The following is a 22,194-nucleotide window of genomic DNA, read 5'->3' as shown; positions in this document are numbered from 1 at the left end:
TCGTCGATTCTCCGTATGGAGCACCGTACCGATAGGTTTTCGAGGTACCAGACCGCTATCGAAAGGGTGATCCGTTGAGCCGCTCGGTTCTCGTCACCGGAGGAAACCGGGGCATCGGCCTCGCCATCGCCCGCGTCTTCGCCGACGCAGGCGACAAGGTCGCGATCACCTACCGCTCGGGTGAGCCGCCTCAGGTCCTCACGGAGCTCGGCGTCCTCCCCGTCAAGTGCGACATCACTGACGCGGAGCAGGTGGAGCAGGCCTACAAGGAGATCGAGGAGAAGCACGGTCCGGTCGAGGTTCTGGTCGCCAACGCCGGGATCACCAAGGACCAGCTCCTCATGCGGATGTCCGAGGAGGACTTCACGTCCGTCCTCGACACCAACCTCACCGGCACTTTCCGTGTCGTCAAGCGCGCCAACCGAGCCATGCTGCGGGCCAAGAAGGGCCGCGTCGTGCTGATCTCCTCGGTCGTCGGTCTGATGGGCGGCCCGGGACAGGCGAACTACGCCGCCTCCAAGGCCGGCCTGGTCGGCTTCGCGCGCTCGCTCGCCCGTGAGCTCGGGTCGCGCAACCTCACCTTCAACGTCGTCGCGCCCGGTTTTGTCGACACCGACATGACCAAGGCGCTGACGGACGAGCAGCGGTCGAACATCATGGCCCAGGTGCCGCTCGGCCGTTACGCGCAGCCCGAGGAGATCGCCGCCGCGGTGAAGTTCCTCGCCTCGGACGACGCTTCGTACATCACTGGAGCCGTCATCCCGGTTGACGGCGGATTGGGCATGGGTCACTGATCACCATGAGCGGAATTCTCGACGGCAAGAAGATCCTGATCACGGGCGTCCTGATGGAGTCCTCGATCGCCTTCCACGCGGCCAAGGTCGCGCAGGAGCAGGGCGCCGAGGTCATCCTCACCGCCTTCCCGCGCCCGACGCTCACCGAGCGCATCGCCAAGAAGCTCCCCAAGCCGGCCAAGGTCATCGAACTCGACGTGACCAACCAGGAGCACCTGGACCGTCTCGAAGGCCTCGTCCGTGAGGAGCTCGGCGGCCTGGACGGCGTCGTCCACTCCATCGGCTTCGCCCCGCAGGACGCGCTCGGCGGCAACTTCCTGAACACGCCCTTCGAGTCGGTCGCCACGGCCATGCACGTCTCGGCGTTCTCCCTGAAGTCGCTTGCCATGGCCTGCCGCCCGCTGATGAGCGACGGCGCCTCGATCGTCGGCCTCACCTTCGACGCGCAGTTCGCCTGGCCGCAGTACGACTGGATGGGCCCGGCCAAGGCCGCCCTAGAGGCCACCTCGCGCTACCTCGGGCGTGACCTCGGCAAGGACAACATCCGCTGCAACCTCATCTCGGCCGGACCGATCGGCTCGATGGCCGCCAAGTCCATCCCGGGCTTCTCGGAGCTGGCCGACGTGTGGAACACCCGTTCCCCGCTGGCGTGGAACATGGCCGACCCGGAGCCCGCGGGCCGCGGCATCGTCGCGCTGCTCTCGGACTTCTTCCCGAAGACCACGGGCGAGATCATCCACGTCGACGGCGGCGTGCACATGATGGGCGCCTGACCAGGCATTCCGTACGTTGTTGACGCCCCGTTCCCCGCTTCGCGCGGGGGGACGGGGCGTCACCCGTTCGGCCCACCGGCCAGGCGGGGGCGGGTCAGGAGCGCGCACCCTGAGGTGTGCGCCCGTCACCTCCTGCGGTGCTCGCCGCTCTCACCCTGCTGATCGCCCTGCCGTACGGCGCCGCGTCGCATGCCGTCGAAGAGGCGAAGCCGCCCCACGCGCGCGTGGAGGACGCCGAACCCCGGCCGTTCGGCTCGGAGTGCCGCACCAGCGTCCAGGGCTCGGACGCGGTCGCCTACTGCCACAACCCGTACCCCGAGACCGACCGGGTCCGGCTGCACCTGGAGTGCGAGCAGTGGTGGGACATCGACAGCGACGGGCTCTCCGTAGAGGCCGGTCCCGCGCAGACCGTGCGACTCTCCGGGCGGTGCTGGAAGGAGATCCGGGCGGTCTGGATCAGCCACGAGAGGTAACGGGCTGCCGGGTCACGGCCGCGCGTCGTCCTCGAACAGTTCCGGGCGGCACATGAAGGGGTAGCCCGCGGCTTCCTTGGCCGCGGCCTCCGCGTCGTTCTCGCGGATCGCGTCGACGAGCCGGGCATGGTCCATGTGGCTCTCGGGGGTCAGCTTCTCGCCCACGTCCTCACGCAGCCAGTCCCGCATGACCTCGCCGAGGTCCGCGTACATCGCCGTCATCACGTCGTTGTGGGACGCGGCCACGACCGCCAGGTGGAAGGTCGCGTCGGCCGCCACGAAAGCCTCCGCGTCGCCCGATGCCCAGGCCTCCTCACGGCGCTCCAGGAGGGCGTCGAGCTGCTTGAGGTCGCGCTCCGTGCGCCGCTGCGCGGCCAGCTTCGCCGCGCTCGACTCCAGCGTGCTGCGCAGCTCCGCGATGTGCCGCGGGTCCGCGTCGGCGAACCTGCGCTGCATCACGCCGGCCAGCTCGCTCGTCGCGACCACATAGGTGCCCGAGCCCTGGCGGATGTCGAGCAGGCCGTTGTGCGCGAGGGCACGGACCGCCTCCCGGACGGTGTTGCGGGCCACGCCCAGCTGCTCGACCAGCTCGGGCTCGGTCGGGATGCGGGAGCCGACCGGCCACTCTCCCGACGAGATCTGGTTGCGCAGCTCGGAGATGACCTGCTCGGAGAGCGCTGAGCGGCGAGGGGTGGTCAGCGGCATGACGTTCCTTCGTGCGCGAGATGAGAGACGGCGTGACGGGTGACTAGCGGTGTGACGGATTCTGATTGGACAGCCAATCATCCCATGATTCTATGATGGCTCCATGGCCAGTGAGGAAACCAGGACGATGACACCCACTCCGACGACAGCGATACGTGCCGACGCGGCGAACGGGGCAGCGGAGAAACAGCCCCCCACGCGCGCGTGGGCGACGCGTCTCGTCATCGTCGGCATCGTCCTCGCCGCCCTCAACCTCCGCCCGGCCATCACCAGCCTCGGCTCCCTCCTCGAAGAGGTGCGTGACGGGCTCGGCATGAGCGGCACGCTCGCCGGACTGCTCACCTCGGTCCCGCCGCTCTGTTTCGCGGTCTTCGGAGTGATGGCACCGCGGCTCGCCCGCAGGTTCGGCCCCAGCGCGGTGGTCTGCGCGGGCATGGTCGCGATCGCCGCGGGCCTGGTGATGCGCCCCTTCCTGGGCGGCACCGTCGGCTTCCTCGCCGCGAGCGCGCTCGCCCTCATGGGCATCGCGGTCAGCAACGTCCTGATGCCGGTGATCGTCAAGCGCTGGTTCCCCGACCGGGTCGGCTCGATGACCGGGCTCTACTCGATGGCGCTGGCCCTCGGCACGTCGATGGCGGCCGCCGTCACGGTGCCCATGACCGATGCGCTGGGCGGCAGTTGGCGGACCGGGCTCGCCGTGTGGGCGGCGCTCGCCGTCGTCGCCGTCGTGCCCTGGGTGCCGCTCGTGCGTGACCGCGGCGCCGCCTCCGCCGCCCCGGAGCACATCAGCTCCGCGGTGCGGCAGGAAGACGCCGGGCTTCGCATCACCCGTAGCCGTACGGCGTGGGCGCTCGCCTGCTTCTTCGGGCTCCAGGCCACCGCCGCGTACATCACGATGGGCTGGATGCCGCAGATCTTCCGTGACGCCGGGGTTCCCGCGGGGGAGGCCGGCGTGCTCCTCGCCGTCACCATGGCGATGGGCGTGCCGCTGGCCTTCGTCATCCCGCGGGTCGCCACGCGGCTGCCGAACCAGGGCCCCGTGGTGGTCGTGCTCGGCGCGTGCGGTCTCGCCGGATACGCGGGCCTCTATCTCGCCCCCGAGGGCGGCGCCTGGGTGTGGGCCCTGCTGCTCGGCATCTCGAACTGCGCCTTCCCGCTGGCCCTGACGATGGTCGGCATGCGGGCCAAGAGCAGCGTGGGCGTCGCCAAGCTCTCCGCCTTCGCGCAGAGCACGGGCTACCTGATCTCGATCCCGGGGCCGCTCCTGGTGGGCGTGCTCTACCAGCACAGCGGCGGCTGGGGGCTGCCGATCGCGCTCATGGCGGGCCTGATGGTGCCGCAGATCGTGGTGGGCATCCTGGCGGGCCGCAACCGCACGGTCGAGGACGAGGTCGCTGCGGCGGCCTGACCCCGGCGGTCGATGCGGCGGCCTGACCCCGGCGATGACCCCGCGGACAAAGGGTGCGAGACTCTCCCCATGCCAGTGCTTGACCCGAACCCCCAGAACGGCCAGAAGAAGCTGCTCATCGTGCTCGGCGCGATGCTGGCCATCACCGTGATCATCGGCATCATCGCCTCCATCGCCTCGCCGTGAACTGACCCCGGCGGGGCGGATGGTGGGGTTAGCACCACCATCCCCTAGGGGGCCAGTGTCAGGGGTAAGTGGGTGGATCACCGGATGTGCTGAGGGTCGCCGGATCCGTACCTTCGAGATGTGGCCGCGAGGACGCGGCCCGCAGGACTCGAAGACCACGGAGGCGGCATGTCGGCCCGTTCGCACACTCGGCGCCACCCGGGAGCCCCCCAGGACTCAGCGAGCGTCGAGATCCAGCTTCCGTGGTGGGCGATCGCCCTCCCCGCCATCGCCTTCGCGGCCCTGCTCCTGCTGATACTGAACCCGGCCGGCGCCCACGCCGCGAGCGGCGATCCGGTCGTCACCCACGTGCTCGAGCGCATCCAGGAGACGGTCTTCCGCACGGCCCCCTGACCTGCCCCCGGTGGACGCCGTCACCCTCGCCGGGGGAGCGCGCCAACTACCCGCGCCCACTGGCGCGTTTCATGCGAAGCTGGGACGCATGAGCGTCGCAGAACCCCGCAGGATTGTCCTTTTCCGTCATGCGAAGGCCGACTGGCCACAGGTGGCCGACCATGAGCGGCCTCTCGCGGAGCGCGGCCGCAAGGACGCGCCCGTCGCCGGACGCAGACTGGCCGACAGCGGAATCGCCTTCGATCTGGCCCTCTGCTCGACCGCCGCCAGGACCCGCGAGACATGGAAGCTCGCCGTCCATGAGCTGCCCCAGAGGCCGAAGACCGTCTACGAGGATCGGCTGTACGAAGCTTCTCCGGGCGAGCTGATCGCCGTGCTCAACGAAACCCCGGACGACGCGCAAGACGTCGTACTGATCGGTCACAACCCCGGAATCCAGGGGCTCGCCGACATTCTCGCCAAAGACTCCGAGGGCGACGCCCGTACGCGGATGGAGCGCCGCGGCTTCCCCACATCGGCCTTCGCCGTCCTGACGTACGCCGGCTCCTGGAAGGCTCTGGAGCCGGGCGTCGCCACACTCGTCGACTACTGGGCGCCGTCCGAGTAGCTCCTGCCGACTCCCTGAGCGGACCTTGACCGACGTACGCCGATGGGCCCTGACACCGCGGTGGTATCAGGGCCCATCGTCATGTCGCGCAGCCGGCGCGGTCGTCGCCGTCAGTCGGTGTGCGTGTTCGCCGCCTCGACCTCTTCGCGGGTGACGCCGAGGAGGTAGAGGACGGTGTCGAGGAAGGGGACGTTCACCGCGGTGTGGGCGGCCTCGCGGACGACGGGCTTCGCGTTGAAGGCGACACCGAGGCCGGCCGCGTTCAGCATGTCGAGGTCGTTGGCGCCGTCGCCGATCGCGACGGTCTGCTCCAGCGGGACCCCCGCCTCCTCGGCGAAGCGGCGCAGCAGACGTGCCTTGCCCGCGCGGTCCACGATCTCGCCGGTCACCTTTCCGGTGAGCTTGCCGTCGACGATCTCCAGGGTGTTGGCCTGGGCGAAGTCGAGGCCGAGACGTTCCTTCAGATCATCCGTCACCTGGGTGAAGCCGCCCGATACGACGCCCACTTGGTAGCCGAGGCGCTTGAGCGTGCGGATGAGGGTGCGGGCGCCCGGGGTGAGGCGGACCTCGGTGCGGACCTTGTCGACGACCGAGGCGTCGAGCCCGGCGAGGAGTTCCACGCGGGCGTGCAGGGACTGCTCGAAGTCCAGCTCGCCGCGCATCGCGGCCGCGGTCACCTCGGCGACCTTGTCCTCGCAGCCGGCGTGCGCCGCGAAGAGTTCGATCACCTCGTCCTGGATGAGGGTCGAGTCGACGTCCATCACGACGAGCCGCTGGGCGCGGCGGTGCAGACCCGCCGCCACGACGGCCACGTCCACACCGAGCTTCGCGGCCTCCAGGGCCAGGGCGGTGCGCAGCGGCTCGGTCTCCGTGCCGGAGACGGCGAACTCCACTGCGGTGACCGGGTACTTGGCGAGCCGGAAGATCCGGTCGATGTTGCCGCCGGTCCCGGTGATGCTGGCCGCGATGGAGGCGGTCGACTCGGCGGTCAGCGGATGGCCGAGCACGGTGACGTGGGACCGGCCGAGGCCGCGGGGGCGGTTGTCACCGATGCCCGAGATGATCTCGGCCTGCATCTTCAGGGAGTCGGCCCAGCTGTGCACGGTGGACCGAAGGTCGCCCTCCAGGCCGGCCGGCGGCTCGGTCACGAGCGCGCACAGCACGATGCGGCCACGGGTGACGACCTGCTCGATGTCGACCACGTCGACGGAGTAGGCGGCGAGGGTGTCGAAGAGGCCTGCGGTGATGCCGGGACGGTCCTTGCCGAAGATCTTGACGAGGAGCGTGGGGACATCGGCGGGCTGCGGGGGCTGCGAAGCGCTCATGGTGGGCCCACCGTATCCGGCTGCCCTGCGCGGGCGGCGGGGTGGTCCGCTTGCCGGACACCCCCCTGGGCCGGGGCGCTTCTTCGCCTGCTGTCCGGTGGGGCGCCTTTGTCCCGCCGCTGCGCGGCGGATCTTTCCCACCCACCCACCCGATTGCCCTGCGGCGCGGGAGCTTCTTGCCGGGGCTAGCGCCCTCGGCCCCCCACCGAGCCGATGGCCCCGCGGCGCGCGAAGACCCCGCCGCTGCGCGACGGAACTCTCCCGCCCACCCACCCGATGGCCCCGCGGCGCCTACCGTCCCACCTGATTCCGCTGCGGCGCGCGAAGACCCTGCGGCTGCGCGGTGGCTCTTTCCCGCCCGCCCGATTGCCCAGCGGCATGGCTGTCCCGAACCGCTGCGGGGTAATCGGGTGGGTGGGCGGGAGACATCCGCCGCGAAGCGGCGGGACAGGGCGCCCCGCCGCCGGAGCACGGATGCCATTGGGTGAGCGGCGCTACCGCCCCCGCCCCGGCGGGGGCGGCGGAGGCGGCGGCCAGTCGCCGTTGCCCGAGGAGCGGGGGCGTGGCTTCGGCTTCGGCTGGCGTGGGGGAGTGATCGGGCCCACCACAGTCGGCGTACCCGAGACGTCGCCTGGTGGCCGAAGGTACGGGTTGGTGTCAGGGTTCGCGGGCCGGTAGGGCGCACCGGGGCTGTACGGCCCCGCCGCCCCACCGGAGGCGTACCGCCCCGCCGCCCCCTCCGCCGGAGGCACCCCCTCCACCAAGGCCAGCGGCGCCACCCGTCCCCCCGCGGCCCCACTCGCCACCGCCAGCAGCGCCCCCACCGCTCCCGCCCCGGCGCCCCACACCGCGCCGAGCGCCAACGCCATCCCCAGCTGTCCGCGCAGCTCGATGCCCGCGCCGAACGCGTCGAAGCCGAGCACCGAGAGCGAGGCGTCCGCGGAGACCGCCGTCAGGTGCACCATCAACGTCAGCCCGAGCGCCGTCACCACACCGAGTCGCACCGCACACCGCCCGGCGAAGCCGAACACGCCTGTCTCGCCGCGTGAGTAGGGGGAGCGGACAGCGGTGAGCACCCCGGCGAACAGGATCATCAGCGCCGCCGCGACGCCCAGCAGCCAGACCCTCCCGTCCAGTTCGGCCAGCCGCCCCAGCGACACCGCCCCGTTCCCCGAAGCCCCTGAAGTCCCTGAAGCCCCCGAAGCCCCCGACCCCGTCAGGAGATCGTCCAGCGGATCCGGCAGCAGCTTCGCCAGCTCACCCGTCGCCTTGCCGTCCCACGGTACGAAGAGCCCGAGCGGCACCCCGAGCCACACCCCGTTGGGTGCCCCGAGCAGCGCGGCCCCCGCGATGCGCTTGGGATGGGCGTCGCCGACCATCGCGTACAGCGCCGCCGCGAGCCCGGCGAGCACCGCCACGAGCGCCACCGTGACCAGCGCGGACGCGGCCGGCCTTGCCACGCGGTGCAGGGCGTCCCACCCACGCGGAAGCGGCGTACGCCGCGAGGCGAGCAGTGCGATCAGCAGCACGCCGATCACCCACATCGCGCCCCCGAGCAGCGTCGGCGCCGTGTCCACGGTGAAGCCGACCGCCGCCTTCGCCTGCGCGAGGTCGCCGAGCCGGTCGGGCAGCAGACCGCCGACGTCACCGAGCCCGTCGGGCAGCTTGTCCGTGATGTCGGCCGGAAGCTGGTCGAGCCCTTTGTCGATGCCCTTGTCGATCCCCAGCTGGGAGCCGTCGATCGTGATGATGTCGTGACCCGCCCACGCGAGCCCCCCGAGCATCGCCAGAAAGAGGACGACCACCGCACCCGCGCGCGCCGCCAGTTCGCCCGAGGTGATCACAACTCCCCCCCCGCGCAAGGAGCGTAGGAAGAAATACGCCAGGAGCACCGCTCCCGCGAGGCCGACGCCCAGCGGCGCGATGTCGATCGCGGTGGACGCCTCCGCTCCGTCGAGTCCGAACGCCGAGACGTCGCCGGACGGCGTGACCGAGCCACCGGCGCCGAGCGCCACGACCGCAGCCGTCATCGGCCCCAGCGACCCCACCGCATCCGCGCCGAGAAGATGCAGGCCGAGCGCCGCCGTGCCCGCCATGCCGACCAGTGCCCAGCTCACAGCGGCGATCGCGGAGAGCAGGACATCGCCCCACCGCACACCGCCCCGGTCTTCGACAGTTTTCCCGCCGGTCTCCATCAGGACCCCCCGACTCGCACCGCGTTGCCCGTTTCATACGTGATGTGTGCAATGCGCATGATCCGTAGGCACTCATGGGCGGTTACTACTCTCCGGGGCGATTTCTGCCCAGTCAACGGGGCGGTCGCCAAGGCCCCGTACGCAGTCTTCACAAGGCCCGACTTTCGGTCAGAGGCCTCAGCCTGAAATAGTTCCTCCCGATGTTCGACATCCCTAGACTCCCCATATGGGGGCTAGCTCGGGGGACAACTCAGTGGGGCTGGAGTGCCGGAACTCGTACTGGAATTGAATGGAAGGACCTGGACGCTCGATCCGTCCAGGTCGTACACCCTCGGACGTGATCCGCAGGGAGATCTCTCGCTTGACGACGCCAGGGTCTCCTGGCGGCACGCCACGATCAGCTGGAGCGGCCGTAGTTGGGTCATCGAGGATCACGGCAGCACCAATGGCACCTTTGTGCAGGGCCAGCGGATCCATCAGATGGAAATCGGCCCCGGCTCGGCGGTGAACCTCGGCAACGCGACCGACGGCCCGCGGCTGAACGTGTCCGGCAGCGCCGCCGGCGCCGGCGCCGCCGCCGTGTCCGCACCGCAGCAGGCCGCCCATCAGGCACCCGCCCATCAGGCACCGGCCCAACAGGCGCCGCAACACCAGGCACCGCAGCACCACGCGCCGCAGCAGGGTGCTCCCGGCTGGGCCGCTCAATCTCCTCAGCAGCAGACCCCCCAGCAGCAGGCGCCGCAGTACCAGGCACCGCAGCAGATGCCGCAGCAGCAGGGCTGGCCGCAGCCTCAGCAGGCTCAGCAGCACCAGAAGCCTCAGCAGCCGCAGGTCCCGCAGCAGCAGGGCCCCGGCGCGGGTTCCGGCGGTGTCGCGGGGGCCCCGCCGGTCTACGGCGACCGCAGCCCGACGACGTTCCACCAGCTCTCGCTCGGCCGCAAGATGCGCATCGGCCGCGCCCTGGAGAACGAACTGGTCGTCTCCGACCTCCAGGTCTCACGCCACCACGCCGAGTTCACGGCCACCCCCGACGGCCGCTTCGAGATCCACGACCTCGGCTCGCACAACGGCACGTACATCAACGGCCAGCCGGTCGCGAAGTCCGGCACGGCCCTCATCGGCCCGAACGACATCGTCAGCGTCGGCCACTCGACGTTCCGGCTCGTCGGCGACCGGCTCGAGGAGTTCGTCGACACCGGCGAGATCTCCTTCTCCGCCCGCCACCTCACGGTGACGGTCGACGGCGGCAAGGACATCCTCAAGGACGTCTCCTTCGGCGTCCCCGAGAAGTCGCTCATCGCGGTCATCGGCCCCTCGGGCTCCGGAAAGTCCACCCTGCTCAAGGCGCTCACCGGCTACCGGCCCGCCAACAAGGGTGACGTCCTCTACGACAACCGGAACCTGTACAAGCAGTTCGCCGAGCTGCGCCAGCGCATCGGTCTGGTCCCGCAGGACGACATCCTGCACAAGGAACTGACCGTCAAGAAGGCCCTCAAGTACGCCGCCAAGCTGCGCTTCCCCTCGGACACCAGCGAGCAGGAGCGCGAGCAGCGCATCGGCGAGGTCCTGCGCGAGCTCAAGCTGGACATCCACAAGGAGAAGAAGGTCACCTCCCTCTCCGGTGGCCAGCGCAAGCGCGTGTCCGTCGCCCTTGAGCTGCTCACGAAGCCGTCGCTGATCTTCCTCGACGAGCCGACCTCCGGCCTCGACCCGGGCATGGACCGCGACGTCATGCAGCTCCTGCGCGGCCTCGCGGACGACGGCCGTACGGTCCTGGTCGTCACGCACTCGGTCGCCGAGCTGGCGATCTGCGACAAGCTCCTGGTGATGGCGCCCGGCGGCTCGGTCGCGTACTTCGGTCCGCCGGAGGAAGCGCTCAACTTCTTCGGCTACGACACGTGGGCGGACGTCTTCTCGGCGTTCGAGAACTACCGCGACTACGACTGGGCGGGCCGCTGGAAGGGCTCGCAGCACTACCAGATGTACGCCGCCGACATCGACGCCGTGGCCGCGCAGTCGGTCCACATGCCGCCGCCGCAGTCGATCAAGCCGCCCAAGCCGCAGGGCTGGGGCTCACAGCTGTGGACCCTGATCCGCCGCTACACCTCGGTGATCGCGTCCGACAAGGGCTTCATGGGTCTGATGGTGATCCTGCCCGCGGTCCTCGGCATCGTCAGCGTCGTCATCCCGGCGGACTTCGGGCTCGCCCCGCCCAAGCCGCCGTCCAAGTTCAACGGCGACGCCGGCACGATCATGCTGATCCTCGCGGTCGGCATGTGCTTCTCCGGCGCGGCCAACTCCGTACGAGAACTGATCAAGGAACGGGTCATCTACGAACGGGAGCGGGCCACCGGCCTTTCCCGCTCGGCGTACCTGATGTCCAAGGTCATCGTCCTCGGTGTGATCACGGCCATCCAGGGCGTCATCATCTGCGGCATCGGCTTCGCGACGCGCGACATGCCGGAAGAGGGCCTGATCATGCCCCCGGCCGCCGAGATCTGCCTGACGATCATCGCCCTCGGCTTCACCTCGATGATGTTCGGCCTGGTCATCTCCTCGCTGGTCAAGACCTCCGAGAAGACCATGCCGCTCCTGGTGATGTTCGCGATCGTCCAGGTCGTCTTCACCGGTGTGCTCTTCCAGGTCTACGGCTCACCGGGCCTTGAGCAGTTCGCCTGGCTGATGCCGTCGCGCTGGGCCATCGCCGGAGCGGGCTCCACGCTCGACCTGGCGCACCTCATGCCGCCGTGGGACCCGAAGAACCCCACCGATCTCGACCCGCTGTGGGAGCACTCGGCGGGCCAGTGGGGCATGAACATCACGATCCTGCTCCTGATCGGCATCGCCTGCGGCTTCGCTGTCGCACGGCTGCTGCGCCGCCACGAGCCTGAGGTCATGCGCAAGTAAGCACGTCCTGCCTCTGGGCGGACGAGAAGGGCGGCACCCGGTGGGGTGCCGCCCTTCGGCGTCTGCAGAGCCTCGGTGAAGAGGTCCGTTGATCAGGAGATCAGGCTCAGTAGGCGCTGTTCACGTTGTCCATCGAGCCGTAGCGGTCCGCGGCGTAGTTGGCCGCGGCCGTGATGTTGGCGACCGGGTCGTAGATGTTCGTGGACGTGCCCTCTACGTGGTACGCGTTGAACGTCGGCTGGATGACCTGGAGCAGGCCGACCGAGGGGGTGCCGTTGATCGCGTTGATGTCCCAGCCGTTCTTGGCGTTCGGGTCACCGGCGGACTCACGGATGATGTTGCGGTGCAGGCCCTCGTACGAGCCGGGGATGCCCTTGGCCTTCATGATGTCCAGGGACTGGCGGATCCAGCCGTCGAGGTTGTTGGCGTAGACCGGCTTGCGCGCGGCGGCCCGGCTAGCGGCCTCCTTGGCCTTGCGCTCGTCCTCGGCCTTCTTCTTGGCCGCGGCCTCGTCGGCGCGCTTCTTGGCCGCGGCCTGCTCGTCGGCCTTCTTCTGCGCGGCGGCGGCGGCGTCCTTGGCGCGCTTGTCGGCGTTGGACAGCTGCTTGGAGACGTTGGCGTGGACCGTCTGCTGCGCGTCGGCGTTGTGCGTGAAGGCGACGGGGGCGGCGGAGATGTCCTGGTTTCCGGTTCCGGCATCGGCGCTGCCCGGCACGAGGGAGAAGGCGAGGGCAGCGGCGCCGAGCGTGGCGACACCGGCGATCGAGAACTTCTGGGTCTTGGTCAGCGCGGGGCGACTATGACCAGGGGTGCTGTGCTGGGACATGGGAGATGGACCTCTTCGAATCGCGGAGGTCGCTCGGCCGGCGGGGACATTTGCTTCTCCGGCACAAACGCCGCGGTGCGAGACCGCGGCGCTGAGCGACGGATGCAATTCTTAGCGGGCGCAAAATTCTGTGGCAAAGCAGTGACGTACGATGCCGGGTAGTGGATCAGGGGTACGCAAGGACTTCCGGCGGGTGATGTCCCCTTTGCCCGTATGGGCACCTTATCAACTAGGCATCTTCGTACGTGACGTGAGTCCTATGCCCGGGCTCACATCGGACACGTAACAGTCTCACCAACAGTTGCCACAGCAACTCTGTGCGTGAGCAGTCCGTGAGTAGCCCCTCCTTCGTAAGAAGAGGGGCCCTTGGGCCTACGTCCACGGCCCTAGGCGGTGGCCGCCACAGGTCCGATACGCACTGTCACACCCCGCCGGTACGGTGAGGCAATGAGTCAAGGTCCCCGGTCGGGTCTGAACGCGGTGAGCTCCGCGCTCCTCGCCATGAGCGAGCAGCTGGAGGTGCGCGACGTCCTCAAGACGATCGTGGCCTCGGCCCGCGAACTGCTCGACGCGGAGTACGCGGCGCTCGGCGTCCCCGATGACCACGGCGGTTTCGCCCAGTTCGTCGTCGACGGCATCAGTGAGGAGCAGTGGCGCGCCATCGGCCCGCTGCCCCGCCAGCACGGCATCCTCGCCGCGATGCTGCACAAGGCGGAGCCCGAGCGCCTCGCCGACGTGCGCGAGGACCCGCGCTTCGAGGGCTGGCCGTCCGCCCACCCGGAGATGTCCGACTTCCTGGGCCTGCCGATCCTTTACGGGGACGAGACGCTCGGCGCGCTCTTCCTCGCGAACAAGCGGTGCCCCAAGCCGGAAGGCGGCTGCGGCTTCACCGCGGACGACGAGGAACTCCTCACCATCCTCGCCCAGCACGCCGCGATCGCCCTGACGAACGCCAGGCTCTATGAACGCAGCCGCGAGCTGACCATCGCCGAGGAGCGCTCCCGTCTCGCCCATGAACTGCACGACGCGGTCAGCCAGAAGCTGTTCTCGCTGCGCCTGACGGCCCAGGCCGCGGCCGCCCTGGTGGACCGCGACCCGCCGCGCGCCAAGGGCGAGATCCAGCAGGTGGCCGTGCTCGCGGCCGAGGCGGCTGACGAACTGCGGGCCGCCGTTGTGGAGTTGCGCCCTGCCGCGCTCGACGAGGACGGCCTGGTGGCCACCCTGCGCACGCACACGCAGGTCCTGGACCGCGCGCACTCCGCCGAAGTCACCTTCGAGAGCCGCGCGGTGCGCGCCCTGCCGGCGGCACAGGAGGAGGCGATGCTGCGGGTCGCGCAGGAAGCCCTGCACAACGCCCTGCGCCACTCCGGGGCGGAACGCGTCCGCGTGACCCTGGTGCGCAGGGGAGCGGGGGCCGTGCTGCGCGTCACCGACGACGGCAGCGGCTTCGAACCGCGCGCGATCAAGCGTGCGGGGCGGCACTTGGGCCTGGTCTCCATGCGGGACAGGGCCGGCGGGGTCGGCGGAGGGCTGACCGTGGAATCGGAGCCCGGAAAGGGCACGACGATCGAGATGGAGGTCCCCGGTGGCTGACGCTGTGTTCCACGCCAAGAAGACAGGGATCCGGGTGCTGCTGGTCGACGACCACCAGGTGGTCCGCCGCGGTCTGCGTACGTTCCTCGAAGTGCAGGACGACATAGAGGTCGTCGGTGAGGCGTCGGACGGCGCCGAAGGGGTCGAGCAGGCCGAGAAGTTGAAACCGGACGTCGTCCTCATGGACGTCAAGATGCCGGGCATGGACGGGGTCGAGGCGCTGCGCAAGCTCCGCGAACTGGCCAACCCCGCGCGCGTGCTCATCGTCACCAGCTTCACCGAGCAGCGCACGGTCGTCCCGGCCCTGCGCGCCGGCGCCGCGGGGTATGTCTACAAGGACGTCGACCCGGACGCCCTCGCGGGCGCCATCCGCTCCGTGCACGCGGGCCATGTGCTGCTGCAGCCCGAGGTGGCGGGGGCGCTGCTCTCCCAGGAGGTGGCCAACACCGGGCAGGGGAGGGGCGGTTCGCTCACCGAGCGCGAGCGCGAGGTGCTCGGGCTCATCGCCGACGGCCGCTCGAACCGCGAGATCGCCCGCGCCCTCGTGCTCTCCGAGAAGACCGTCAAGACCCACGTCTCGAACATCCTGATGAAGCTGGACCTCGCCGACCGCACGCAGGCCGCCCTGTGGGCCGTACGACATGGTGTGACCGGCTGATCCACGCTCCGGCGCACTCCGTCAACCGGCAGACCGGAACGTCGTGTTCCGGACTGAGATTCATACCGTCGTGTGGATGTCCCCCGTTTGGCGCAACCTCATGGCCGCCCGGCCGTTCTCCAGTGCGTGCCGCGGCGGCTGGCCGCGGCGATCGCTAGGAGGGTCCAGAAGTGAAGAACCTGAAGAAGGCCGCTGCTGTCACGATGGTGGCGGGTGGCCTCGTCGTCGCCGGTGCCTCTCTCGCCTCCGCCACGGACGGAGCGCACGCGGGCGGCAAGGCCGTGCACTCGCCGGGCGTCGGATCGGGCAACCTCGTCCAGGCGCCGGTGCACGTTCCCGTGAACGCCGTGGGCAACACCGTGTCCGTCATCGGTGCGCTCAACCCGGCCTTCGGGAACGACGGCGTCAACGTCTGAGGCACGCCCCAGGCGCGGCAGTGACTACCGGCCTCCCGGGTGTTTCCCGGGGGGCCGGTCTGCTGTGCCCCGGGAAACACCCGCGGTCAGAAACGAACACCCGCAGCCCCGAGCGAAGCACCGCCGCCGAACAGAGCCCCCCGCCGCGAAGCGGCTGCCGCCGGGCACCGGGACTGCCAAGGCGCCGCCGGGCTACCGCTCCCGCTCCTCCACGTACGCGTTATAGGCGGCCACCTGTGCCCGCCGAGCCGTCCGTTCCACCGGCCGCAGCACCTCACCCCTCGCCGCCATCTCCGAGGCGCTCACAGCCCCGCCATGGCCGTTTTCGTACGCCACCGAGATCAGCAGGCCGACCCGCTGCGCCAGCTCCAACACCCGCACCGCCCGCGGCGGATACCCGGGCGCCAGCGCCTCGCGCCCCCGCTCGGCCCGCGCCCGGTAGGCGTCGATCGCCGCCTCGGCGACCGGCCCGGAGCCCGCGACATCGAGCTGCGAGAGCATCGCCGTCGCGTCCCGCAGCGCCTCGGCGAGCTCACGTTCCGCCTCGCCCAGTGAGGGCACGTCGGCGGGCGGCGCCTCCCGCACGGGCAGGCAGTGCCAGACGACCTCCACGTGCACGTCTCCGGCGGGCCCCGCCTCGGACACCTCCGGCACGAACCCGTACGGGGCTCCGTAGGCGAGGACCGCCTCCCGCGCGTCCAAGGCGCGCGCGTTGAACGCGGGCGGTCCGCTCAGACCGAGCGGATGCCCCGGCGCGGGCAGCGCGACCCGGAGCCCGGTCACCCCGAGCGTGCGCAATCGTCCGAGGGCGAGCGTGAGACCGACAGGTCCCGACTCGCCGGGGAGACCTTCGACCCGGTGCAGGGCGTCGTCGCCGACCACCGCGAGTACCGCGTCATCCGGCGAGACAAACCCGGCAAGAAGGGCATTTCCCCATGCCGCCAAGCGTCCTGAGCGTGGTTCCGAGAGCATGCGTACAGCCTAAGGACCGGGCTAAGGACGGGAGCGCTCGACCGGTGGCGTAGGTTTTCTCCCAGGGGACTGCGTCCACAGACGCAAGCGAATGCCGAGACTGCAATGGGAGACAACGCGCTCATGAGCGATGTACTGGAGCTGGAGGACGTATCCGTGGTCCGCGAGGGCCGGGCTCTGGTGGACCAGGTCTCCTGGTCGGTCAAGGAAGGGGAGCGCTGGGTCATCCTCGGTCCGAACGGCGCGGGCAAGACCACCCTCCTGAACATCGCGTCCAGCTACCTCTTCCCGAGCACTGGAACCGCCACGATCCTCGGCGAGACCCTCGGCAAGCCCGGCACGGACGTATTCGAACTGCGCCCGCGCATCGGCGTCGCCGGAATCGCGATGGCCGAGAAGCTGCCCAAGGCCCAGACCGTGCTCCAGACGGTGCTCACCGCCGCGTACGGCATGACCGCCGGCTGGCACGAGAACTACGAGGACATCGACGAGCAGCGCGCCCGCGCCTTCCTCGACCGCCTCGGCATGACCGACTACCTGGACCGCAAGTTCGGCACCCTCTCCGAGGGCGAGCGCAAGCGCACCCTGATCGCCCGCGCCCTGATGACCGACCCCGAGCTGCTCCTCCTGGACGAGCCCGCCGCGGGCCTCGACCTCGGTGGCCGCGAAGATCTCGTACGCCGGCTCGGACGCCTCGCCCGCGACCCGATCGCCCCCTCGATGATCATGGTCACGCACCACGTCGAGGAGATCGCCCCCGGCTTCACCCACGTCCTCATGATCCGTCAGGGCAAGGTCATGGCCGCGGGCCCGCTGGAGCTCGAACTGACCTCCCGCAACCTCTCGCTCTGCTTCGGCCTGCCTCTGGTGGTCGAGGAGCGGGGCGAGCGCTGGAGCGCCCAGGGCCTCCCGCTCGGCTGACACCGGCGCGAACGCCCCGGCCCACTCCGGCCGGTAGATCACGTGCCCTGTGCGAGAAGGGCCCGCGGTCCTACCATGACCGTGTGGACATCGACGCATGGGTGTGGTGGCTGATCGGAGCCGCCGCGCTCGGAATCCCGCTCGTACTGACCGCGATGCCGGAGTTCGGCATGCTCGCCGTGGGCGCCGTCGCGGGCGCCGTGACCGCCGGCCTCGGCGGCGGCACCGTGCTCCAAGTCGTCGTCTTCGCCGCGGTGTCGGTCGCGCTCATCGGGGTCGTACGCCCCGTGGCGGCCCGGCACCGGGACCAAAGGCCCTCGCTGGCCACGGGAGTCGAGGCGCTGAAGGGCAAGTCGGCCGTCGTCCTGGAACGGGTCGACGGCTCCGGCGGACGCATCAAGCTCGCCGGCGAGATCTGGTCGGCCCGCGCCCTGGACACCGACCAGAGTTACGAGGCGGGGCGCGAGGTGGACGTCGTCGAGATCGACGGAGCGACGGCCATCGTCATGTGAATGCCCCACGGGGTGTGCGAGGGTCTGACAGACTCGACCAGCAAGATCTTCGGCGGCGCGTCGTGAGGCTCCGCGGATCTTCCGGAGACACCGAGGCAAGAGGGGTACGGGGAACCAGATGGAACCAATCATCATCGTCCTGATCATCCTGGTGGTGCTGGTCTTCATCGCCCTGATCAAGACGATCCAGGTCATCCCGCAGGCCAGCGCTGCGATCGTCGAGCGCTTCGGCCGCTACACACGGACGCTGAACGCGGGCCTGAACATCGTCGTCCCGTTCATCGACTCGATCCGCAACCGCATCGACCTGCGTGAACAGGTCGTCCCCTTCCCGCCCCAGCCGGTGATCACCCAGGACAACCTCGTGGTGAACATCGACACCGTCATCTACTACCAGGTGACCGACGCCCGCGCCGCGACGTACGAAGTCGCCAGCTACATCCAGGCAATCGAGCAGCTCACCGTCACGACGCTCCGCAACATCATCGGTGGCATGGACCTCGAACGGACCCTGACCTCCCGCGAGGAGATCAACGCGGCCCTGCGCGGCGTCCTCGACGAGGCCACCGGCAAGTGGGGCATCCGCGTCAACCGCGTCGAGCTCAAGGCGATCGAGCCGCCGACCTCCATCCAGGACTCGATGGAGAAGCAGATGCGCGCCGACCGCGACAAGCGCGCCGCGATCCTCCAGGCCGAAGGTGTACGGCAGTCGGAGATCCTGCGCGCCGAGGGTGAGAAGCAGTCCGCGATCCTGCGCGCCGAAGGTGAGGCCAAGGCCGCCGCCCTGCGGGCCGAGGGTGAGGCCCAGGCGATCCGCACGGTCTTCGAGTCCATCCACGCCGGCGACGCGGACCAGAAGCTCCTCGCCTACCAGTACCTCCAGATGCTCCCGAAGATCGCCGAGGGCGACGCGAACAAGCTCTGGATCGTGCCCAGCGAGATCGGCGACGCTCTCAAGGGCCTCGGCGGCGCGTTCGGCAACTTCAACCCGACGGGCGGCGGCTCGGGCGGCGCCCCCAAGGAGCGCCGCGAACAGCCGCCGATCGACTGAACGCCCCCGAAGGGGCTATGCCGCAGGCTGCGCCAGCCAGCCAGGCAGTTCCGCCAATTCGTGCCTGCCGAGCGACAAGAGCATCGCGTCAGCCGGCGTCGGCTCGAACGGCTGCCGCAGCAGCGGCATGCCCGCCTCCTCCGGCGTACGGTCCGCTTTGCGGTGATTGTCCATCGCGCACGAAGCAACCGTGTTCAGCCAGGAGTCCCTGCCACCCTGCGCCCGCGGCACCACGTGGTCCACGGTCGTCGCCCGCCTCCCGCAGTACGCGCACTTGTGCTGATCCCGGACGAGAACACCGCGCCGCGACCACGGAGCCCGTCTTCGGAAGGGCACCCGTACATATCTGCAGAGTCTGATCACCCGGGGCACCGGTATCTCGACCGCCGCCGCGCGCACTCGGAGTCCGGGGTGGGCCTGCTCGACGACTGCCTTGTCCTGCAGCACCAGCACGACGGCACGGTTCAGCGTCACCGTCGACAGCGGCTCGAAGCTCGCGTTCAGCACCAGCGTGTCCCGCATCTCGCCCACCTCCCGTATGCACACCGACCCACCCCCTGGCGGGCTGGGATCAACTCTGGCCGGGCACGCCGAGATGGACAACGCAATAAAAAAGATGCCCGCCCCTGATCAATTCCATGACCAGGGGCGGGCAAACGTTCAGTGAACGCTCAGCTGTCGGCGGGAGCCGCGTACTCGGCGAGCACCTGCGCGCGCCCGAGCGTGTGGAACCGGAGGTTGAACCCGACCACGGCAGGCGAAGCGTCGGAGTCCGGCCCGAGCTTCTCCTGGTCCACCGCGTACACGGTGAACACATAACGGTGGGCCGGGTCGCCGGGCGGCGGCGCCGCACCGCCGTACTCCTTCGTCCCGTAGTCGTTGCGCACCTGCACCGCGCCGTCGGGCAGCCCCTCGAACTTGCCGCTGCCCGCACCGGTGGGCAGCTCCGTGACCGACACCGGGATGTCGATGACGGACCAGTGCCAGAACCCGCTGCCCGTAGGGGCGTCAGGGTCGAAGCACGTCACGGCGAAGCTCTTGGTCTGAGGCGGGAAGCCTTCCCACCGCAGGTGCGGCGAGGTGTTCCCGGCCGCCTGGACCTGAGCGTCCTTGAGGACCGCACCCGGCTCGAAGTCCTCGCTCACGACCGTGAACGACGGCACGCTCGGATGGAAGTCATGGGGAAGCGGCGGCCTCTTGAGGTCGGTCACGTCGGCACCTCCTGATCGGTTCCTGCTCGGCGGTAGCTCTACAGCTCTTCCCTACCGAGCCTAGAACCAGTTGCGCTTGCTGCCGACCTGCGACAGCCACTCGTTGAGGTACGCCGCCCAGTCCGTGCCCTGGAAGTCGTTCAGCCCCACCTTGAAGGAGCGGAACGAGTCGCTGCCCTCACTGAAGAGGCCCGGCTTCTTGTCCATCTCCAGGATGACGTCCATCTCGCGGTCGTCGGCCACGAAGCTCAACTCGACCTGGTTCAGACCGCGGTACTGCTGCGGCGGGAAGAACTCGATCTCCTGGTAGAACGGCAGCCTCTGCCGCGTGCCACGGATGTGACCGCGCTCCATGTCGGCACTCTTGAAGCGGAAGCCGAGCTGGATGAAGGCATCCAGGATCGCCTGCTGCGCCGGCAGCGGGTGCACGCTGATCGGGTCCAGGTCACCGGAGTCCACGGCGCGCGCGATCTCGAGCTCGGTGGTCACACCGATGTTCATCCCGCGCAGCTGCTGCCCGTCGATCGACGTGATCGGCGTCTCCCAGGGAATCTCGAGCCCGAACGGCACCGCGTGCACCTGCCCGGCCTGGAGCGTGAAGGCCCCACCGAGGCGCAGCTTGGTGAACTCGATGTCCTGCTTCGTCTCCTGGTCGTTGCCCTCGACCTCGACCCGCGCCTGCAGACCGACGGAGAGCCCCTCGATCTCCTGGTCGACGGACCCGCCCTGGATTCGCACCTCACCCTGGACGACACCACCGGGTACGACGTTGACCTCGGTCAGCACCGTCTCCACCGAAGCACCGCCGGCCCCCAGACTCGCAAGCAGCTTCTTGAACCCCATGACTCTCCTCCCCAGGCCCAGCCTGTGGCTCGACACGACTTTGAATCCTTGATCCATACAAACGCGGTGAACCCACGTCCGGTTCCGCGCCCTCACCCTGGCAATCCGCACGGCAGGTGACCACCCACCCGTACAGACCGTCTCAAGTACGCTCGGACGGCATGATCGCGAGCACTGACCGTACGCCTCTACCACGTGAGTTCTTCGACCGCCCTGTTCTCGAGGTCGCCCCGGATCTTCTCGGCCGCGTCCTCGTACGCTCCTCCCCGGACGGCCCGATCGAACTGCGCCTGACAGAGGTGGAGGCGTACGCGGGCGATGTGGACCCCGGTTCACACGCCTATCGCGGTCCCACCGCCCGCAACGGCGTGATGTTCGGTCCGCCCGGACACGCGTACGTCTACTTCACCTACGGCATGTGGCACTGCCTCAACGTGGTGTGCGGCCCGGAAGGCATGGCGAGCGGAGTCCTGCTCAGGGCGGGAGAGATCACGACGGGCGCCGAGCTCGCCCGCAAACGACGACTCTCGGCCCGCAACGACAGAGAACTGGCCAAAGGCCCGGCACGCCTGGCCACAGCCCTGGACGTGGCCCGTGACCTCAACGGCGCGGACTTCTGCGAGAGCCCGGACGCTCCCCTTACTCTCCTCACGGGCACCCCCGTCCACGCCGACCAGGTCAGCGCCGGTCCGCGCACGGGAGTCGGCGGCGATGGAGCCGTCCACCCCTGGCGCTTCTGGATCTCCAACGACCCGACGGTGAGCCCCTATCGGGCCCATGCGCCCCGACGCCGCCGAACTTGACTCGGCCTGGGCCCGAACGTAATGTAGTCCGAGCCGCTTGACCCGGGTACGGCAATCTGCCAGCAGCCGGAAGCGGCCAACCACTACCTACGACTTCCCCTCAGCGGGGGCGCATTTCGCATGCTCGCATGTCGGAATTCGAACTCGCGGAACTCGATTATGAGTTGCAGAGGGAATCCGCTAACGTAGTGAACACGCCGAAAGGCAAAGGCCCTCCAACGGCCACCGGAAATGAAATCCGAACCGGAAACGGAACGGAAAACGGATCTGGTAAGGTTGGAAACACGAAATACCGAAGGGAAGCGCCCGGAGGAAAGCCCGAGAGGGTGAGTACAAAGGAAGCGTCCGTTCCTTGAGAACTCAACAGCGTGCCAAAAGTCAACGCCAGATATGTTGATACCCCGTCTCCGGCCGTCATGGTCGGGACGAGGTTCCTTTGAAGAAAACATCAGCGAGGACGCTGTGAACGGCCGGGATTATTCCTCCCGACCGTTCCGCTCTCGTGATGTGCACCGGATTACCGGTAAACATTCACGGAGAGTTTGATCCTGGCTCAGGACGAACGCTGGCGGCGTGCTTAACACATGCAAGTCGAACGATGAACCACTTCGGTGGGGATTAG

At 69.3% G+C, this 22,194-nt stretch carries 23 protein-coding genes and 1 rRNA gene; 16 read left to right on the top strand and 8 right to left on the bottom strand.

Annotation, left to right across the window (positions count from 1 at the left end):
- Window positions 1-74 precede the first annotated feature (74 nt).
- From fabG to ACGFX9_RS00110, 3 genes are all read left to right on the top strand, one after another.
- Window positions 75-794, top strand: coding sequence for a 3-oxoacyl-[acyl-carrier-protein] reductase (gene fabG, locus ACGFX9_RS00120; protein WP_393462924.1), 720 nt, complete (start codon window positions 75-77; stop codon window positions 792-794).
- A 5-nt stretch (window positions 795-799) separates the two neighbouring features.
- Complete coding sequence (fabI, locus tag ACGFX9_RS00115; protein WP_393462923.1) at window positions 800-1,567, top strand: enoyl-ACP reductase FabI; 768 nt, start codon at window positions 800-802, stop codon at window positions 1,565-1,567.
- A gap of 137 nt (window positions 1,568-1,704) precedes the next feature.
- Window positions 1,705-2,040: a hypothetical protein gene (locus ACGFX9_RS00110; RefSeq protein ID WP_393462922.1), complete on the top strand. Its 336-nt coding sequence runs from the start codon at window positions 1,705-1,707 to the stop codon at window positions 2,038-2,040.
- Between the two features lie 12 nt (window positions 2,041-2,052).
- On the opposite strand, the gene ACGFX9_RS00105 is transcribed toward ACGFX9_RS00110, so the two are convergent.
- Window positions 2,053-2,745 (bottom strand): FadR/GntR family transcriptional regulator, encoded by a 693-nt coding sequence (locus ACGFX9_RS00105; protein ID WP_393462921.1) that lies wholly within the window; start codon window positions 2,743-2,745, stop codon window positions 2,053-2,055.
- Between the two features lie 103 nt (window positions 2,746-2,848).
- Between ACGFX9_RS00105 and ACGFX9_RS00100 the strand changes: the two genes are divergently transcribed.
- The 4 genes from ACGFX9_RS00100 (at window position 2,849) to ACGFX9_RS00085 (ending at window position 5,339) form a co-directional block, all read left to right on the top strand.
- Entirely contained in the window at window positions 2,849-4,153 is a 1,305-nt protein-coding gene (locus ACGFX9_RS00100; protein ID WP_393462920.1) for a CynX/NimT family MFS transporter, read from the top strand.
- A 69-nt stretch (window positions 4,154-4,222) separates the two neighbouring features.
- A complete protein-coding gene (locus ACGFX9_RS00095; RefSeq protein WP_107059069.1) occupies window positions 4,223-4,339 on the top strand; it encodes an SGM_5486 family transporter-associated protein in 117 nt (38 codons plus the stop codon).
- Between the two features lie 168 nt (window positions 4,340-4,507).
- The gene (locus tag ACGFX9_RS00090) at window positions 4,508-4,732 is read left to right on the top strand and encodes a hypothetical protein (protein WP_393465466.1); all 225 of its coding nucleotides are present in this window, start codon (window positions 4,508-4,510) and stop codon (window positions 4,730-4,732) included.
- An 88-nt stretch (window positions 4,733-4,820) separates the two neighbouring features.
- Window positions 4,821-5,339 carry a SixA phosphatase family protein gene (locus ACGFX9_RS00085; RefSeq protein WP_393462919.1) on the top strand — a complete coding sequence of 173 codons (519 nt, stop codon included), beginning with the start codon at window positions 4,821-4,823 and terminating at the stop codon, window positions 5,337-5,339.
- A 110-nt stretch (window positions 5,340-5,449) separates the two neighbouring features.
- Here the strand turns inward: ACGFX9_RS00085 and serB are convergent, their stop codons facing one another.
- Window positions 5,450-6,664, bottom strand: a complete 1,215-nt coding sequence (gene serB, locus ACGFX9_RS00080) for a phosphoserine phosphatase SerB (RefSeq protein WP_393462918.1) — start codon at window positions 6,662-6,664, stop codon at window positions 5,450-5,452.
- Window positions 6,665-7,158: 494 nt separating this feature from the next.
- Window positions 7,159-8,859 carry a streptophobe family protein gene (locus ACGFX9_RS00075; protein ID WP_393462917.1) on the bottom strand — a complete coding sequence of 567 codons (1,701 nt, stop codon included), beginning with the start codon at window positions 8,857-8,859 and terminating at the stop codon, window positions 7,159-7,161.
- A gap of 264 nt (window positions 8,860-9,123) precedes the next feature.
- Between ACGFX9_RS00075 and ACGFX9_RS00070 the strand changes: the two genes are divergently transcribed.
- Complete coding sequence (locus tag ACGFX9_RS00070; RefSeq protein ID WP_393462916.1) at window positions 9,124-11,766, top strand: FHA domain-containing protein; 2,643 nt, start codon at window positions 9,124-9,126, stop codon at window positions 11,764-11,766.
- Window positions 11,767-11,872: 106 nt separating this feature from the next.
- Here the strand turns inward: ACGFX9_RS00070 and ACGFX9_RS00065 are convergent, their stop codons facing one another.
- Window positions 11,873-12,592, bottom strand: coding sequence for a transglycosylase SLT domain-containing protein (locus ACGFX9_RS00065; RefSeq protein ID WP_393462915.1), 720 nt, complete (start codon window positions 12,590-12,592; stop codon window positions 11,873-11,875).
- Window positions 12,593-13,039: 447 nt separating this feature from the next.
- On the opposite strand from ACGFX9_RS00065, the gene ACGFX9_RS00060 reads away from it, so the two are divergent.
- The 3 genes from ACGFX9_RS00060 to ACGFX9_RS00050 all read left to right on the top strand — a co-directional run bounded on the left by ACGFX9_RS00060 (window position 13,040) and on the right by ACGFX9_RS00050 (window position 15,259).
- Window positions 13,040-14,185, top strand: coding sequence for a GAF domain-containing protein (locus ACGFX9_RS00060; protein ID WP_393462914.1), 1,146 nt, complete (start codon window positions 13,040-13,042; stop codon window positions 14,183-14,185).
- The gene (locus ACGFX9_RS00055) at window positions 14,178-14,843 is read left to right on the top strand and encodes a response regulator (RefSeq protein WP_393462913.1); all 666 of its coding nucleotides are present in this window, start codon (window positions 14,178-14,180) and stop codon (window positions 14,841-14,843) included. Before ACGFX9_RS00060 ends, ACGFX9_RS00055 begins: the two co-directional genes overlap by 8 nt.
- A gap of 170 nt (window positions 14,844-15,013) precedes the next feature.
- The gene (locus ACGFX9_RS00050) at window positions 15,014-15,259 is read left to right on the top strand and encodes a chaplin (RefSeq protein ID WP_393462912.1); all 246 of its coding nucleotides are present in this window, start codon (window positions 15,014-15,016) and stop codon (window positions 15,257-15,259) included.
- 192 nt (window positions 15,260-15,451) lie between these two features.
- Here the strand turns inward: ACGFX9_RS00050 and ACGFX9_RS00045 are convergent, their stop codons facing one another.
- Window positions 15,452-16,231: a hypothetical protein gene (locus ACGFX9_RS00045; protein ID WP_393462911.1), complete on the bottom strand. Its 780-nt coding sequence runs from the start codon at window positions 16,229-16,231 to the stop codon at window positions 15,452-15,454.
- Between the two features lie 123 nt (window positions 16,232-16,354).
- Between ACGFX9_RS00045 and ACGFX9_RS00040 the strand changes: the two genes are divergently transcribed.
- The 3 genes from ACGFX9_RS00040 (at window position 16,355) to ACGFX9_RS00030 (ending at window position 18,715) form a co-directional block, all read left to right on the top strand.
- Window positions 16,355-17,152, top strand: coding sequence for an ABC transporter ATP-binding protein (locus ACGFX9_RS00040; protein WP_393462910.1), 798 nt, complete (start codon window positions 16,355-16,357; stop codon window positions 17,150-17,152).
- A gap of 83 nt (window positions 17,153-17,235) precedes the next feature.
- Window positions 17,236-17,664: an NfeD family protein gene (locus ACGFX9_RS00035; RefSeq protein WP_393462909.1), complete on the top strand. Its 429-nt coding sequence runs from the start codon at window positions 17,236-17,238 to the stop codon at window positions 17,662-17,664.
- 118 nt (window positions 17,665-17,782) lie between these two features.
- Window positions 17,783-18,715 carry an SPFH domain-containing protein gene (locus tag ACGFX9_RS00030; protein WP_393462908.1) on the top strand — a complete coding sequence of 311 codons (933 nt, stop codon included), beginning with the start codon at window positions 17,783-17,785 and terminating at the stop codon, window positions 18,713-18,715.
- Window positions 18,716-18,730: 15 nt separating this feature from the next.
- Here the strand turns inward: ACGFX9_RS00030 and ACGFX9_RS00025 are convergent, their stop codons facing one another.
- The 3 genes from ACGFX9_RS00025 to ACGFX9_RS00015 all read right to left on the bottom strand — a co-directional run bounded on the left by ACGFX9_RS00025 (window position 18,731) and on the right by ACGFX9_RS00015 (window position 20,769).
- Complete coding sequence (locus ACGFX9_RS00025; protein ID WP_393462907.1) at window positions 18,731-19,237, bottom strand: HNH endonuclease; 507 nt, start codon at window positions 19,235-19,237, stop codon at window positions 18,731-18,733.
- Between the two features lie 149 nt (window positions 19,238-19,386).
- Complete coding sequence (locus tag ACGFX9_RS00020; RefSeq protein ID WP_393462906.1) at window positions 19,387-19,926, bottom strand: YbhB/YbcL family Raf kinase inhibitor-like protein; 540 nt, start codon at window positions 19,924-19,926, stop codon at window positions 19,387-19,389.
- A 60-nt stretch (window positions 19,927-19,986) separates the two neighbouring features.
- The gene (locus ACGFX9_RS00015; RefSeq protein ID WP_393462905.1) at window positions 19,987-20,769 is read right to left on the bottom strand and encodes a sporulation protein; all 783 of its coding nucleotides are present in this window, start codon (window positions 20,767-20,769) and stop codon (window positions 19,987-19,989) included.
- 161 nt (window positions 20,770-20,930) lie between these two features.
- Between ACGFX9_RS00015 and ACGFX9_RS00010 the strand changes: the two genes are divergently transcribed.
- Both ACGFX9_RS00010 and ACGFX9_RS00005 read left to right on the top strand, forming a co-directional pair.
- Entirely contained in the window at window positions 20,931-21,572 is a 642-nt protein-coding gene (locus ACGFX9_RS00010; protein WP_393462904.1) for a DNA-3-methyladenine glycosylase, read from the top strand.
- A gap of 530 nt (window positions 21,573-22,102) precedes the next feature.
- Window positions 22,103-22,194: ribosomal RNA gene (locus ACGFX9_RS00005) — 16S ribosomal RNA — on the top strand; the annotation flags it as partial.

The organism is Streptomyces sp. NPDC048436 (assembly GCF_043200355.1).
Lineage (GTDB): Bacteria > Actinomycetota > Actinomycetes > Streptomycetales > Streptomycetaceae > Streptomyces.
Note: the sequence above shows the minus strand (reverse complement) of the source record. Positions and strands in the feature narration are given on the sequence as shown.